This window comes from Telluria sp. ZB4P37 (assembly GCF_059685855.1).
Map to the genome: position 1 here is coordinate 19964 of NZ_JCASID010000009.1, position 13598 is coordinate 33561.

The following is a 13598-nucleotide window of genomic DNA, read 5'->3' on the forward strand; positions in this document are numbered from 1 at the left end:
GATTGTAAGAAGATCTATCATTTCTCCCGTGCTCGGTTGAGCTTGGCTATAGTAGTTCAACACAACCAAGAAGGAGAAGCACCATGAAGACGATTCTTGCCGCTACCGCAGCTGTCATCATCAGTACTGCCGCCTTCACCCCGGTCGAGGCAGTAGCCCAGGGTCGCACCGAAGTGATCGTGATCCAGAAAGCGCCCCCTGCGCTGCGCCGCGAAGCCATCCCGGCCGCACGCCGCGGCTACGAATGGATCCCTGGTTACTGGGCCTGGAACGGCCGCCGCCACGTCTGGGAACGTGGCCACTGGGAACGTACTCGCAGGGGTTATGTGTATGCCCAGCCCGAGTGGCGCCAGGACCGTAACGGCTGGTACTTCGAGCGCGGTGGCTGGCAGCGTGGCGACCGCGCCGATCGCATGGATCGCATGGATCGCCGCGACCGTGACGGCGATGGCATCCGCAATGTCAACGACCGCGACCGTGACGGCGACGGCATCCGCAACCGCGACGATGCCCGCCCGAACGACCCGCGCAATGTCAACGACCGCGACCGTGACGGCGACGGCATTCGCAACCGCGACGATGCCCGCCCGAATAACCCGAACCGTTATTAAGGGTTGAGAAGTAAATGAACCGCCTGCACCGCAGGCGGTTTTTTTATATGGAAAACGAGGGCGCGAACGAGGATTCGGCGTCGTCGAGGTCGCTGCAAACGCGGTTGCGCCCAGTTTCCTTGGCGTGGTAGAGCAGGGCGTCGGCCCGGTTGACGAATACGTCGGGTGCGATCGCTTCGCCGGGCGCCGCATGGAAGGTCGTGGCCCCCGCGCTGATGGTGGCGGTGCCGGCCGGATTATCCGGATGGACAATACCGAGCTCGAGCACGGCCAGCCGCAGGCGCTCGGCCACGTAGCGCGCACCGACCGCGCCCGTTCCCGGCAGCACCACGGCAAATTCCTCCCCACCATAGCGCGCCACCAGGTCGGTCGGCCGCGCCAGCCCCTCGCGCAAGGTCGCAGCCAGCTGGCGCAGGCAGGCGTCGCCGGCCACGTGGCCATAGCGGTCGTTATATCTCTTGAAGAAATCGACGTCGACCAGCACCAGCGACACGGCCGCTCCGGTGCGCGCTGCACGGGCAAGTTCGAGCAGCAGGACGTCTTCGAAATGCCGGCGGTTGGCAATGCCCGTCAGCGCATCCCTGGTCGCCAGCACGGTCAGTTCCTGGTTGCGCTCCTGCAGGTGCTCCTTGGCAATGACGAGTTCGCCTTCGAGCTGGTCGCGGATCATAATCTGGTGCACCAGCCGTGCACCGACGCCCACCAGCAGCAGCACGATCAGGATGGTACCGCCCGTCATGAAGAGGGTCGACTGCAGCCATTCTGCCAGGATCTCGTCCTTGGCCTGGGCTGTCGCGACCAGCAGCGGCAAGCTGCCGAGATGCCGGTAGCTGTACAGGCGCACCACGCCATCGACCCGCGAGCGCAGCATGGCGCTGCCGACCGGCCCTTGTTCGCGATAGGTCTGGAAGATCGGGCCGCCGGCGACGTTCTGGCCGATCAGTTTTTCGAGGAAGGGGCGGCGGTAGATGACCACGCCATTGTCTAGCGCCAGGAGGATCACGCCTTCCTTGCCCACGTGGAAACTGTCGTACAGGTCGGCAAAGAAGTCGAGCTGGATCGTTCCCAGCGCAACCCCGCCGAAACTGCCATCGGGCTGGTCGAGCCGGCGCGATATCGGCAGTACCCATTTCCCGGTCGAGCGGCTGCGGATCGGTGCGCCGATGTGCAGGCCGCGCTCTTTATGGTCGCGGTGGTACTGGAAATACTCCCGGTCGGCATTGTTGCCGGTCGTTAAGCGGTCGAGGGAGGTGACCAGCCAGCTTCCGTCGGGACCGTAGACGAACAGGCCGTGCAATTCCTTGGTGCTGGCCACCATGCTGCGCAGGTGGGTGCGCAGCCGCTCGGCCGAGGCCGGCGACAGGCCCTCGCGTTCCACCTGCTCGACCACACCCGACAGCACGGTGTCGACGATCCTGACCGTGCTTTCGGCCTGCGCCCCCAGTGCGCCCGCCATGTTCGAGGTCGCCGCCGCCGCCTCGGTCAGCCGGCTCTGGCGCGCGCTCCAGGCGCTCCAGGCCTGGGCGGCCACCAGCAAGGTACAGAACAGGGCCAGCACCAGAATGGCGTAGCGCACCGCCGGGCGCTTCTTCGCCCTCAGCTGGGTAATCGGGGTATGGACAAGCTCACTAAGGGTCATCAGGGTGGCCGCTGGCGGCGCCGGGTTGCAGGAAGCTTGGAGAATATCCATGACACCCGAAAAAGTCGAGCAGCGTACGCCGCCTCCTGGCGCGGGTATCCGGGACCGTGTGCAGGGAACGCGGGGTCATGGCTTCCCGTCGCCCGGATTGGCCTGGAATCCCTTCGGAAGGCGAGGCATCGTCACCGTGAAGGTGGTGCCCTTGCTTGCGTCCGAAGCGACGCTGAGCTTGCCGCCATGCGCTTGGATGATTTCGCGCGAGATGAAGAGGCCAATGCCCAGGCTGGTGCGTTCCATATAGTCGCCGTCGGCGTTGCCGGTGGTGGCCAGGCGCACCATGGGATCGAAGATACTGGACAGCTTGTCCGGCGCGATGGGTGCCCCGCGGTTGTTGACCGTGATGACGATATCGTCTTCAGCGCACGCCACCAGGATGCTGGCCGGGACGTCCGGATTGCCATACTGGATGGCATTGCCGACCAGGTTGGACAGCACCTGGGCGATGCGGCCCTCGTCGAAAATGGCGTCCAGGTGGAATGGCGCCTCGATGTCGATCTGCTTCTCCGGGTGGAAGGTACGCAGTTCGTTGACGACTTCCTCGCACACCGCCACCAGGCTGGCCTGCTTGACCCGGATCGGGATGCCCGATCCAAGGTGGGTGCGCGTAAAGTCGATCAGGTCATTGATCAGCTTGCTCATGCGCTTTGCGCTGTTGAACATGCGGGTAGCGACCAGCACATACTTCGGCGGAATGTCGGTGGCCTGCATGACGAAACTCGATCCGGTGACGACGGTACCGAGCGGGTTGCGCAGGTCATGCCCGAGGATCGCCAGGAACATGTTCTGCGATTGCTTGACCATGGATTCGTAGCGTGCCACCGACTCGGCCAGCGCCTGGTCCACCGCTTCGTTAAAGCGCGTGACATCCTTCATGTCGGTGGACTGGTCGGCCCGGATATCGGCCGCCCACAGCGTGAGCACGCTCGAGCGCAGGGCGCGGTATTCGGAGACCAGTTGCACGACCGTATAGCCGGACAGCAGGCGCGCCTCGGCATGGGTTTCGGCCGCCGTATCGGCATGCTTGCGCTTGCCCAGGCCTTTCGATTTCGCGATCTGTTCCTGGTCTGATTGCGGCGTGGCCAGGTCGGAGGAAAAGGCGAGCAGCATCTGGCGCGCATGGTCGCGCAGCTCGGTATCGTCCATGGTCAGTGCTGGCGGTTCGATCGTGCGGGCAAAATCTTCCCATGCCTGGAGTATCGATTCCATATTGTTGCGAATGAAATCACCCAGTCGGTGCTTTGTCATGTAAACCTTGTCTTGGCCGGTTCCGCGACAGTCGCATCGAACGGGTTTCGGCATAATAACAGTCGTTTCCTTCCATTGACCGGTATTTAAAAATGTGCAGACGCGCGAAATTAAATCCGAAATGATTAGGTGAATGAGGGGAATACCTGTATCTTCTGTCCTGCACTACATCAAGTCGTTGTTATTGTTGGTCTTTCTCTCCTGTTCGCCGTCCGGCGGTCCCGTTTGATTTCCTCCTGTTACCCTCTCTTGGTCGTCTGTGCGCCTCGGGCGTTTTTGCCCATGCAAACTAAAGGAAATGTAAAATGACTACTCAAACCGGCACCGTAAAATGGTTCAACGATTCCAAAGGCTTCGGCTTCATCACGCCTGACGCAGGCGGCGGCGATCTGTTCGCCCACTTCGGCGACATTCAGTCGGAAGGCTTCAAGAGCCTGGCCGAAAACCAGCGTGTTTCGTTCGAGCGTTCGACCGGACCTAAAGGCGAAAAAGCCGGCAATATCCGCGCAATTTAATCAGCCAGCCTGGTTATTCATTTCGCTCATCACGGCGCGCACTACGCAGATAGCGTAGGCGAGGCTGGAGCGAAATAAGCGGCGCGCACCACGCAGATAGCATGGGCGAGGCCGTAGCGATAAAAAACCCGCCAACTGGCGGGTTTTTGCATTGGCGGACGTTTTTTGGGTTACAGGACGAAGCGGTCCAGCCCGACAATGGCGGAGACCGCAAGCGACGCCACCGCGTAGCAGGCAAGCTGGTCCTTCCAGCCCAGGCCGAGACGCCGGCTGCCCTTGATCGCCAGCGTGATCAATCCCGCCGCCACCAACACCGGCAAGGTCCACTTGCCCCATCCCAGGAGCAGGCTGACGCGCGCTTCGTCATTCGGATGCATCACGCTGACCACGCCGGCAACGAGACGCATGAAGGCGGCTGCGTACAGGAAGGCGAAGGCACTCATGGATCCGGTGCGGGTGACGATCGCATAAGCGACCAGTCCCTGAACGATGGTCACGGCGGGGCCGGCAATGTCGGCCATCGCGCGCTGCCATGGCAGGGCAGGCGACAGGTAGCGCACCGTATTGAGCCCGAACTGCATGTCAAAGCCAAAGGCCGCACCCATCAGCCAGTGGGCCGATTCGTGGATGAGATTGGTGATCAGGAAAACGAGGACGAGCCGGGGGAAGAACCGGGCGTTGAGGTTCATGGGCGGGCGTGGAAAACGTGGACGGGAGCTGCCCGTTCGTTGCGAACACGACTGTACCGCATGTCTCGGAAGCTTTCCAGTTCGCAATTTGCATATCGGCTACGAAAACCGTTTGTGCAAAACAAAAGGCTTACTCGCATATCGCTGAGTAAGCCTTTGTTTTACTGCCGAATTCTTGGGGTGGCTGATGGGGCTCGAACCCACGACAACAGGAATCACAATCCTGATTAATTGCCGTTTTTTGACGTTGATTAAAATTTCATAGTCCGCACAATCTCTTAAAAAACAGTTGGTTACACCCTTTGCGTTGTGTTGTTGCGTTGACAAAAATTGATTGATATACTCGAAACCGGGTTACATGGCGGTTACATGGGTTTCTCGGGAGTCGTCAATGACAACGGCAAAAGTGAAGTTTACGGCGGGCCGGATTGAAAATTTTCAATGCGGTGCGGGCAAGAGCCAGTCTTTCCTTTGGGATACGGCTTCGCCGGGTTTGGGGCTGCGGGCGACCGCAAGTGGTGCCAAGGCATATATTTTCCAAGCTAAACTAAACGGCAAAGCGCTGAGGATGACCATCGGCGACCCGGCGACATGGCAGCTTGACCTTCCAAAAAATGCCCGCCTCGACCAAAAAAGCGCCCGCTCGGAAGCCCGCCGCCTCAAAACCATCGTGGATGAAGGCAAAGACCCGCGCAAGGTAAAAGCGGACACGCTGGCCGCCGAACAAGCGGTCCGCGATGGGAAAGCTGCCGTGGCTGCCGCCCGTGTAATCCAGTTGAAGCGAGAGACTGTAACGCTGGGCATGGCGTGGCCGGTCTATATCGAAGACCGTCGCAATGCTGGCCGTAAGAAGTGGGGCCAATGGCATCTACGGGACCATGAGAACGTGGTTCGCCGTGGCGGGGAGGCGAAGAAGCGCGGGAAGGGGACAACCCAGCCGGGGCCGCTTGCATCCCTGCTCGATGTGAAATTGTCCGACCTTACCGGCAAGCGCCTCGGTGAATGGCTTGCCACCGAAGCGGAAAAGCGACCGACGCAGGCCGCGCTTGCATTCCGTCTGCTCTCCGTGTTCGTCAACTGGTGCGAGTCCCATTCTGAATTTGCGGGCCTGGTGCCATCGGGAGCCTGTAAGGCGCAACAGGTACGCGATGAACTGCCGCGCAATAACGCGAAGCAGGAAGACAGCCTGCAACGCGAACAACTTCCGATGTGGTTTAAAGCCGTCCGCGAAATGGGCAATTCAGTGCAATCGGCCTACCTGCAAGCCTTACTATTGACCGGCGCACGTCGTCGCGAACTAGCCGCGTTGCAATGGAATGACGTTGATTTTCAGTGGTTGAAAATGACAATCCGTGACAAGATAGAAGGTGAACGAACCATACCGCTGACGCCTTATGTGGCCCAACTTCTGCGGGCACTGAAAGTGCAAAACGAAACGCCGCCGACTGTGCGAAGGCTTCGCAAATTGGCAGAGCGCGACGAGCAATGGAAGCCGCCCGTATGGGTGTTTTCGAGCGTTTCATCGGCGAATGGTCAGTTGGTGGACCCGACGCCGGGCCATAAGCGGGCGCTGAAAGCAGCCGTGCTGCCGGATATTTCGTTGCATGGCTTACGCCGGTCGTTTGGCACGCTCGCGGAATGGACGGAAACTCCCGCCGGTGTGGTTGCGCAGATTATGGGGCACAAACCGAGCGCCATCGCCGAAAAGCATTACCGGAACCGCCCGATTGACCTTCTGCGTATGTGGCACGCAAAGATTGAAGCGTGGATTCTTGAACAGGCAGGTATCGACTTTGTATCAATCGGACCGAGCTTGCAAGCCGTAATCGTCGTCTGACGACATCAGTCAAATTCAACGCATCGAGCGAGGCAGAAATGAATGATTTTATATCACTTTTAGCTGATACAGCCCGACTTGCAATTGCAATCGAATCATCGGAGCCGAATGCGAACCAGAAATCTGACTTAGGCAGTCTATATGCGAGCAAGAGCGGCATTGTCGTTTCGAGGGATGCAGGCGGGCGAGTTCGTGGCGAGACAATTTATTCTTGTAGCAGAATCGGCGCAAACCTCACTCGATATTTCGACGGGGAAGGCCCGAAAGATAAAATGATGTGGATTGGATTCATCGAACGGCATGGAAAAATTGAAAAATGGGTTATGAGGCCAGAAGTCAGGTTGGCGATTAAGTCACTTAACTGGTTTTGAGCGCCAGGCTATCCCGACGGGGAGAAAGGCGGGAAACCTTCGCCTGCCTGTCTGGTGCCCGAATTATTGAAGCCTGTACTTTGAAGGGGTACCATGGACTACTTGCCGAAATGCGCGACCATCGAACAAGCGTGCGATTGGCTTCAAGCCCGGACGGGGCAGAAATGGATTTTGGCTCGTTTGCTTGAATGTGGGTTGACGCCTTGGTTTTGGCTCGACTACAAACCCGGCTATCCGGCCATTTTTGGTAACAAAGTCGAGGGTTATTTGGCCCCGATGGTTTTTGCATCGGACACCCAGCGTTTAGAAGCCGACGGGACTGATGCACTTGTAAATATAACGAGGGCGCATGATGGCACCATTTTTAAAATTGAACCCGGCATGTGCGTCCCGTTGTCGGAATTGAGGTTTAAGCGGGAAGACATCGAGAGCGTGGCTACGGTTACTAACGGCGATAGCTTGCGTGCAACCGCCCCGATTAATTCAGGAATTGATATTCCGGGCAAGTTGCCGCGAATCGCGGTCGGTCAGCTTGCGGTGCAGGCCGCGTGGGAGATTGAGTGTCGGTCGAAGCGGGCGGCTAGTGACAGAGAAGTTATGGCCCATCTACAGCAGTGGGCTGACTCGGGTGCCAAGCCAGACGTGCTGAAAGAATCGAACAAGGAAAAACGCGGAGTGGTTTGGCTTACCGGGAGCTATGTAGACAAAGTTTACACTTTGGAAGCGTGCCAGAAGACGCTGCAGTCGTGGAACGAAAGCCGAAAATAGACCGAGAGTAGACCGACACTAGGCCTACTAGTCCGACACTAAACCCGCGAGATTTTGCGGGTTTTTTTATGCTTAATGATTCGTATCGTCATCAACCAACGAAAGGAAATGACGATGCAAATCATTCAACAGCTACCGGAAGTGCTTCCGACTAGTGAAGCCGCCGCGTCAATCAATCGCAAACCTCAAACCCTGCGCAAGTGGGCATGTTTGGAAAATGGCCCAATTCGCCCGGTGCGTATCAATGGGCGTTTGGCATGGCGCGTGTCGGACCTGCAAACCCTGCTGAACGGGGGGCAATAATGAAAAAGTCCGACCGCCTGCAAGCCAAGCCGGACCTTTTCGATACTGCCGAGGTTTCCCCTAATTTTACAGGCCGCATCAATTTTAGTGGGACTGAAAACCCGCGTTATCTTCGGGCCATTCGTGCCTTGCAGGTGCGTCCAATACCGCGTGAACAATTGGACCGCGTAGCAGGTTGCAGCAATGGCCCCGCACTGATTGCCGAACTGCGCCACATGGGACTCGGCAAGGAAGGATTGCCTTGCACGATGGTTCCCGACCGCGACCGCGACGGCACCGTAATCCGCCGTGGCGTGTACTCCCTTTCCGAAGCTGGGCGACGCGCCGTTAATGTGTGGCTGCGCAAGCGCGAAAGGGGGGCTAAATAATGTCGTTCTATACGTTCACGGAAATGGTGCCACTTAGGTTCGCACTGCTGGCCCGGGGGCGCGCATGATGACCGAACTGGACCGCGCAGCATCCGCCCTTATCCACCTTGATGCAGGTTGCCCACGTGACGAATGGGTTAAGGTTGGCATGGCCGCAAAAGCTGCCGGGCTGGAGTTTGAGGACTTCAATACTTGGAGCGCATCGGCTGGAAATTACGCCGGGGAAGGCGACTGCCGCACGGTCTGGAAGTCATTTGGCGAGACTGGCCGTATAACGTCTGCCTCTCTGTTCGGAATGGCCTTTGCGCAAGGCTGGCAAGACCCCGCCAAGCGCACGGGACGGGACGCAGGCCCGACTATCCCGAAGCCGAGCAAAGCAGCACCAGCACCCGCTATGCAAGCCGAGAGTGTGAAGGCTGCGAACGTCTGGCAACAGTGCGACCGTGCGCCGCTGGTGCATCCGTACCTTGCACGCAAAGGAGGTGTACCGGATGGCCTGCGCATCTATCCGCACGATGCGCCGCCGCTGGTAATTCAGGGCAAGAACGTCGCCGGTTATTTGGTGGTGCCGTGCTGGTCCGATGGCAAACTTCAAACGGTCCAGTTCGTGCCGGGCGAAGGGTCAAAGCTGAACATGCCGGGCGCATCGTTCCATGATGGCTATTTCACCGTGGGCGAGATTGTCGCCGGTGGCCGCGTGTTCATCGTGGAAGGTATCGGGCAAGCGTGGGCCTGCCACGCCGCTACCGGAGCCGCCGCCGTGGTGTGCTTCGGTGCTGGCCGCATGGCGACGGTGGCTGCCGCAATTCGCGCCAAGGATGCCGCCGCCCGGCTGGTGCTGGTACCCGACCGGGCCAAGGAACGTCAGGCCGAAGCAATCGCCGCAGCCGCGAATTGCGAGTGGTGCGAGCTGCCGACCGACAAGCCCGCCAACTACGACGCGAACGATTACGCGTTGGATTTCGGAGCCGATGCGCTGGGGGACCTGCTGAACCGCACTCAATCGCCGCCTATGCGCTTTAAATTGCTATCCGGTGCCGACCTATGCGCTGCGCCGCCGATGCGTTGGGTGGTGCGTGGTGTGCTGCCGCTTGATGGGCTAGCGGCGCTGTACGGGCCGAGTGGTTCCGGCAAATCGTTTTTGGTGCTGGACGTGGCCGCAGCCGTCGCCGGTGGCGCATATGATTGGTTTGGCCGCCGCGTGACGCAATGCCCGGTGACGTACTGCGCGCTTGAAGGCGAAGCAGGGATGGGCAAGCGGGTAAACGCCTGGAGCCTTCACAATAGAAAACCAGTGCCAGCCTGCCTGCGGTTCATTGCACAGCCGGTGGACTTGCTGAATGCTAGTGACGTGGCCGACCTTGCCAAAGCCGTGCAAGTGGCTGGCGGTGCCGGTGGCCTAGTCATTCTCGACACCTTGAATCGTGCCGCGCCTGGTGCCGATGAAAACTCATCTGTGGATATGGGCAACATCATTGCAGCCGCTAAGCGATTGCAGAACCTCACCGGCGGGCTGGTGCTGCTGGTCCACCATACGGGCAAGGATGCCACGAAGGGATTACGGGGGCATAGCAGCCTGTATGCCGCACTCGATGGCGCTATCGAAGTCAACAAGACTGACAGCCGCCGGGAATGGAGCGTGGCGAAGTCCAAGGACGACGAAACCGGAACCGTTCATGCGTTCAAGCTCGACGTGGTGACCGTGGGGCATGACGAGGAAGGCGAAGAAATCACTTCGTGCGTGGCCGTGCATGATGAATCGATTGACGCGGTGAAGCGGGCAAAGCTACCGAGCGGGGGCAATCAAAAAATTGCGCTCGATGTCCTGGGCGAACCGCTGCGCAAGTCTACCGACTTCAACAAGGACGGCGCACCAATGGGGCACCCCTGCATTCGACTGGATGAAGCTGTGGGCCTAGTTGCCGAGCGCCTGACGTGCGAGGCCAAGCGCCGCACCGAACGCGCCCAGCAAGCCTTAACCGCGCTGGTGGCAAAGCAGGTTTACGGGGTGAAAGGGGATTGGCTGTGGCGCATTTAATCAAGCCCTATCCCATGAAAAAGGCTTCAAGAACCAACGTCATAAATCTTCCCGTAATTTTCCCCCGCTGTTTTCCACCCCCTATAGGGTTGGTGGGAAAAAACGGGAAAGCGGCATTCCCCACTAAAACCCAAAACGGGAACAGGTGGGAAAAACCGGGAGAATTTTTTTCAACTGTGCCGTATTAGGGGGGAGGGCGGGTCAGAAGTCGGGCGATGCCATAAAGGGAAACCGCGCCTCCCCTATGCCTTTTCATAATCCTGTAGTTTTTAAGCATGAGGTAACAATGACCGGAGCAACCAAAGCCCGTAAATATTCCGCCCTGCATAGGGTAACACTCGCATCGACACGCAAGCCTCCGGTGCCGCCTGCGGGCATCAGTCAAGCCGCTGCTGACCTTTGGGACGATATTACACTCAGCATGCCCCCCGATTTTTTTCAGCCCGGCGACCTGCCGCTATTGCAAGCCTATTGCACCGCAAGCGACCGCAAGAATCAAATTGATGCCGCTATTTTGAAGGAAGGGATAATTCGAGACGGTCAAGCGAATCCGGGGCTGCGAATTAGCCGCGATGAAGCCGCGCTCATGGCAAGTCTGGCTGTGAAGCTGCGATTGTGCCAGTCGTCACGGACTAGGCCAGAAAGCGCCAGCCTGAAAGCTGCGCATACTGGCGCAAGGCCTTGGGACCCCATCGACCCTGCCGCCGAGTTTTTCACTTGACCTCAGCAACGCTGGCTTCGGTGTCGGAGTCAACCGCGCAAGCAAAGGTCTGGCCGCCCGTTAATATCCCCGATGGTTAAATGCAATACTGCATGCACCGGCTTACAACAAAGAACTATCCCGAAATGGAAAATAGATGGCTATAACTTCTGATGAAAAATATTAAGCCATTCCGTCAGTCGCAAACGCCGACGCGCCAGCCGCCGTAAACGTTCCTATCGGCTAAGCCACCCAGTCGGCTGCCACAGGTTTGGGCGACGTTAAATAACGTACGCCCGCGCGCCGGGATGTAACTACCTAAGCCATTTTAGTACTCTCATGGGCAAGGCAACTACCAACTTAACAGTGGTAATAACGGCTTGCAATTTCTCGGATTTCTGATTCCGTAATAGCTCAGCCACGCTAAGTTCGATTTTCGCCCCATATGTATCGAGGAGTGGTTGCAGGTCAACAGAAACGTAGTAGCGGCCGCAGTTTTCCCGCGATGCTTCATCAATGTCGCCGTGAAATAGCGAAAATGCGGACCCAAAAGCGTCCTTTGCTTTTCCGACCACTGACTCATCAAGTCTTCCGCGCTCCCCCTGTAAAATCTGCGTCATTGATTGCAGTACAGCTTCGGCCGCCTCATCAAGAGTGGCGGAACAAATCCTTCGCACTTCCTTGGCCTGTTGACTTCCACCATACACGTTGTACTGAACAGCAGTTGTTCGTATTTCCCTTAGCTTGATGTGCATTCCTTCAAGCACACACTTGCGCTGATGAGCCACAAGTGCGCATAACTTATTCGTAAGGTTCATTTTGGAAGCGGAAGTGACAAAATTTTCAGTTCAAAAATTTTAGACGCACTTAAATTGAACTTCTGCCTTCGGATAATTGCCGAGGATGAATGGGGGTTTTGCTTCCTCAGTACTGACTACTTCCATTGTCTTCTTCTGTGCGCCACAGAACTGGTTAGCCTCGCCTATTGCTTCGGCTTTCAGTGTTCCAGAGCCCGAAAAGCCGGTTGCGGCTTGACGAGATACCGTAAACGTATCTTTCCCAATAGGAATGACACCTGAGTTTGCTGCGCACCCGGTGAGTGCCGCCAGCGTCAATAACAATCCTATTTTCATTTTTTCTCCAACCGGCATCGTGGCGTGCCGTTGCGCCCAATAGAGCGCCAACTATACATGAGAAAGTTGTTAAAAATAAACCTATTGTCAACTCAGCCATGTGACTTAATCATGCTCATCATTGCTAATTGAGCCATAACATGTGACGACGCGTGAAGAAACGCGCATGTATTCCGCAAGTCGGGTTACACAGCGGTTACATGGACAGATGGGCAAAGCCGAAAAAACAAAAAGGCTACAAGCCGAAGCGTGTAACCTTTTGATTTTCCTACGAATTCTTGGGGTGGCTGATGGGGCTCGAACCCACGACAACAGGAATCACAATCCTGGACTCTACCAACTGAGCTACAGCCACCACTGACTTGCATCCATCGCGCTGTTTCCGCGACAGAACAAGATTATACAAACAACTTCGCGAACTGGCAAATCTAAATGTGCGGTGCGCCTGAGCCGGGGCACAAAACGCCGCCCTCGACCTCGTGCACCGGCGGATCCTGCCCGAGCAAGGTGGTGAAGGCTGCAGTGAGCGCCGCGGCGCTGGCACTGGTAAAGCCATCCAGGCGCGCGCTCTGGCCGCCGGCCGCGCGCAGCAGCCCGGCCGTGGCCAGCAGGCGCGCGAGCTGGCGCGCCACAGCGTCGCCGGTGTCGATCAGCGCCACCTCGGCGTCGGTATGCCGGCGGATCACGGCCTCGATCGAAGCCTGCACCAGCGGGTAGTGCGTGCAGCCGAGCACCAGGGTGTCGGCGCCTTCGAGCAGCAGCGGGGCAATGAAGCGCTCCAGCATGGCCTCGAGCGCCGTCGAGTCGCGCTCGCCGAATTCGATCTGGTCGGCAAGGCCGACGCAGGCCTGCAAGAGGAAGCGCGCGCTAGTCGCTTCATGGATCTGATCACGCAGCAGCAGGAATTTTTCGCCGGTCAGGGTCCGTTCGGTGGCGAGCACGCCCACCGTGCCGTTGCGGGTGGCCGCCGCGCCAGGCTTCAGTCCCGGCTCGACGCCGACGATCGGCATGTCCGGATATTGCCCGCGCAAGACCCGCACCGCGGCGACGGTGGCGGTGTTGCAGGCCACGACCAGCGCCTTGACGCCGTGCGCCACCAGGTAGCCGGCGACACCCAGCACGCGCTCGATGACGACCTGCTCGGGCTTGTCGCCATAGGGCGCAAAGGAAGTGTCTGCAAAATACAGGAGATGTTCGTGCGGCAACTGCGCCTGGATATGGCGCAGCACCGAGAGGCCGCCGACGCCCGAGTCGAAAATGCCGACCGGGGCGTCAAGGGAAAGGGAAGGGATGGTCATGGCCAGGACGCGGGCAGGACGGA

15 protein-coding genes and 1 tRNA gene are annotated in these 13598 nt (G+C 58.5%); 9 read left to right on the top strand and 7 right to left on the bottom strand.

Annotated features, from left to right (window positions below; translation table 11 throughout):
• Positions 1-83: 83 nt before the first annotated feature.
• Positions 84-611, top strand: a complete 528-nt coding sequence (locus AC56K1_RS14930; RefSeq protein ID WP_497158587.1) for a YXWGXW repeat-containing protein — start codon at positions 84-86, stop codon at positions 609-611.
• A gap of 43 nt (positions 612-654) precedes the next feature.
• Here AC56K1_RS14930 and AC56K1_RS14935 read toward each other — a convergent pair whose 3' ends face one another.
• Both AC56K1_RS14935 and AC56K1_RS14940 read right to left on the bottom strand, forming a co-directional pair.
• The gene (locus AC56K1_RS14935) at positions 655-2301 is read right to left on the bottom strand and encodes a sensor domain-containing diguanylate cyclase (RefSeq protein WP_497158588.1); all 1647 of its coding nucleotides are present in this window, start codon (positions 2299-2301) and stop codon (positions 655-657) included.
• Between the two features lie 75 nt (positions 2302-2376).
• Positions 2377-3555 (bottom strand): ATP-binding protein, encoded by a 1179-nt coding sequence (locus AC56K1_RS14940; protein WP_497158589.1) that lies wholly within the window; start codon positions 3553-3555, stop codon positions 2377-2379.
• Between the two features lie 305 nt (positions 3556-3860).
• Here AC56K1_RS14940 and AC56K1_RS14945 point away from each other — a divergent pair, with 305 nt between their 5' ends.
• Positions 3861-4070 (top strand): cold-shock protein, encoded by a 210-nt coding sequence (locus tag AC56K1_RS14945; protein ID WP_171085897.1) that lies wholly within the window; start codon positions 3861-3863, stop codon positions 4068-4070.
• Positions 4071-4240: 170 nt separating this feature from the next.
• Here AC56K1_RS14945 and AC56K1_RS14950 read toward each other — a convergent pair whose 3' ends face one another.
• The gene (locus tag AC56K1_RS14950; RefSeq protein ID WP_497158590.1) at positions 4241-4759 is read right to left on the bottom strand and encodes a hypothetical protein; all 519 of its coding nucleotides are present in this window, start codon (positions 4757-4759) and stop codon (positions 4241-4243) included.
• A gap of 391 nt (positions 4760-5150) precedes the next feature.
• On the opposite strand from AC56K1_RS14950, the gene AC56K1_RS14955 reads away from it, so the two are divergent.
• From AC56K1_RS14955 to AC56K1_RS14985, 7 genes are all read left to right on the top strand, one after another.
• Positions 5151-6596: a tyrosine-type recombinase/integrase gene (locus tag AC56K1_RS14955; protein ID WP_497158591.1), complete on the top strand. Its 1446-nt coding sequence runs from the start codon at positions 5151-5153 to the stop codon at positions 6594-6596.
• Between the two features lie 38 nt (positions 6597-6634).
• A complete protein-coding gene (locus AC56K1_RS14960; protein ID WP_497158592.1) occupies positions 6635-6967 on the top strand; it encodes a hypothetical protein in 333 nt (110 codons plus the stop codon).
• A gap of 93 nt (positions 6968-7060) precedes the next feature.
• Positions 7061-7735 carry a hypothetical protein gene (locus AC56K1_RS14965; RefSeq protein ID WP_497158593.1) on the top strand — a complete coding sequence of 225 codons (675 nt, stop codon included), beginning with the start codon at positions 7061-7063 and terminating at the stop codon, positions 7733-7735.
• A gap of 114 nt (positions 7736-7849) precedes the next feature.
• Positions 7850-8038 (top strand): helix-turn-helix domain-containing protein, encoded by a 189-nt coding sequence (locus AC56K1_RS14970; protein ID WP_497158594.1) that lies wholly within the window; start codon positions 7850-7852, stop codon positions 8036-8038.
• Positions 8038-8406, top strand: a complete 369-nt coding sequence (locus AC56K1_RS14975; RefSeq protein ID WP_497158595.1) for a hypothetical protein — start codon at positions 8038-8040, stop codon at positions 8404-8406. Before AC56K1_RS14970 ends, AC56K1_RS14975 begins: the two co-directional genes overlap by 1 nt.
• 64 nt (positions 8407-8470) lie before the next feature.
• Positions 8471-10444 carry an AAA family ATPase gene (locus AC56K1_RS14980; RefSeq protein WP_497158596.1) on the top strand — a complete coding sequence of 658 codons (1974 nt, stop codon included), beginning with the start codon at positions 8471-8473 and terminating at the stop codon, positions 10442-10444.
• Positions 10445-10730: 286 nt separating this feature from the next.
• Positions 10731-11165 carry a hypothetical protein gene (locus AC56K1_RS14985; RefSeq protein WP_497158597.1) on the top strand — a complete coding sequence of 145 codons (435 nt, stop codon included), beginning with the start codon at positions 10731-10733 and terminating at the stop codon, positions 11163-11165.
• A gap of 293 nt (positions 11166-11458) precedes the next feature.
• Here AC56K1_RS14985 and AC56K1_RS14990 read toward each other — a convergent pair whose 3' ends face one another.
• The 4 genes from AC56K1_RS14990 to murI all read right to left on the bottom strand — a co-directional run bounded on the left by AC56K1_RS14990 (position 11459) and on the right by murI (position 13575).
• Positions 11459-11899: a hypothetical protein gene (locus AC56K1_RS14990; RefSeq protein WP_497158598.1), complete on the bottom strand. Its 441-nt coding sequence runs from the start codon at positions 11897-11899 to the stop codon at positions 11459-11461.
• Positions 11900-12001: 102 nt separating this feature from the next.
• Positions 12002-12277: a hypothetical protein gene (locus AC56K1_RS14995; protein WP_497158599.1), complete on the bottom strand. Its 276-nt coding sequence runs from the start codon at positions 12275-12277 to the stop codon at positions 12002-12004.
• 279 nt (positions 12278-12556) lie between these two features.
• A tRNA-His gene (locus AC56K1_RS15000) sits at positions 12557-12632 on the bottom strand.
• 73 nt (positions 12633-12705) lie between these two features.
• Positions 12706-13575 (bottom strand): glutamate racemase, encoded by an 870-nt coding sequence (gene murI / locus AC56K1_RS15005; protein WP_497158600.1) that lies wholly within the window; start codon positions 13573-13575, stop codon positions 12706-12708.
• Positions 13576-13598: the final 23 nt, after the last annotated feature.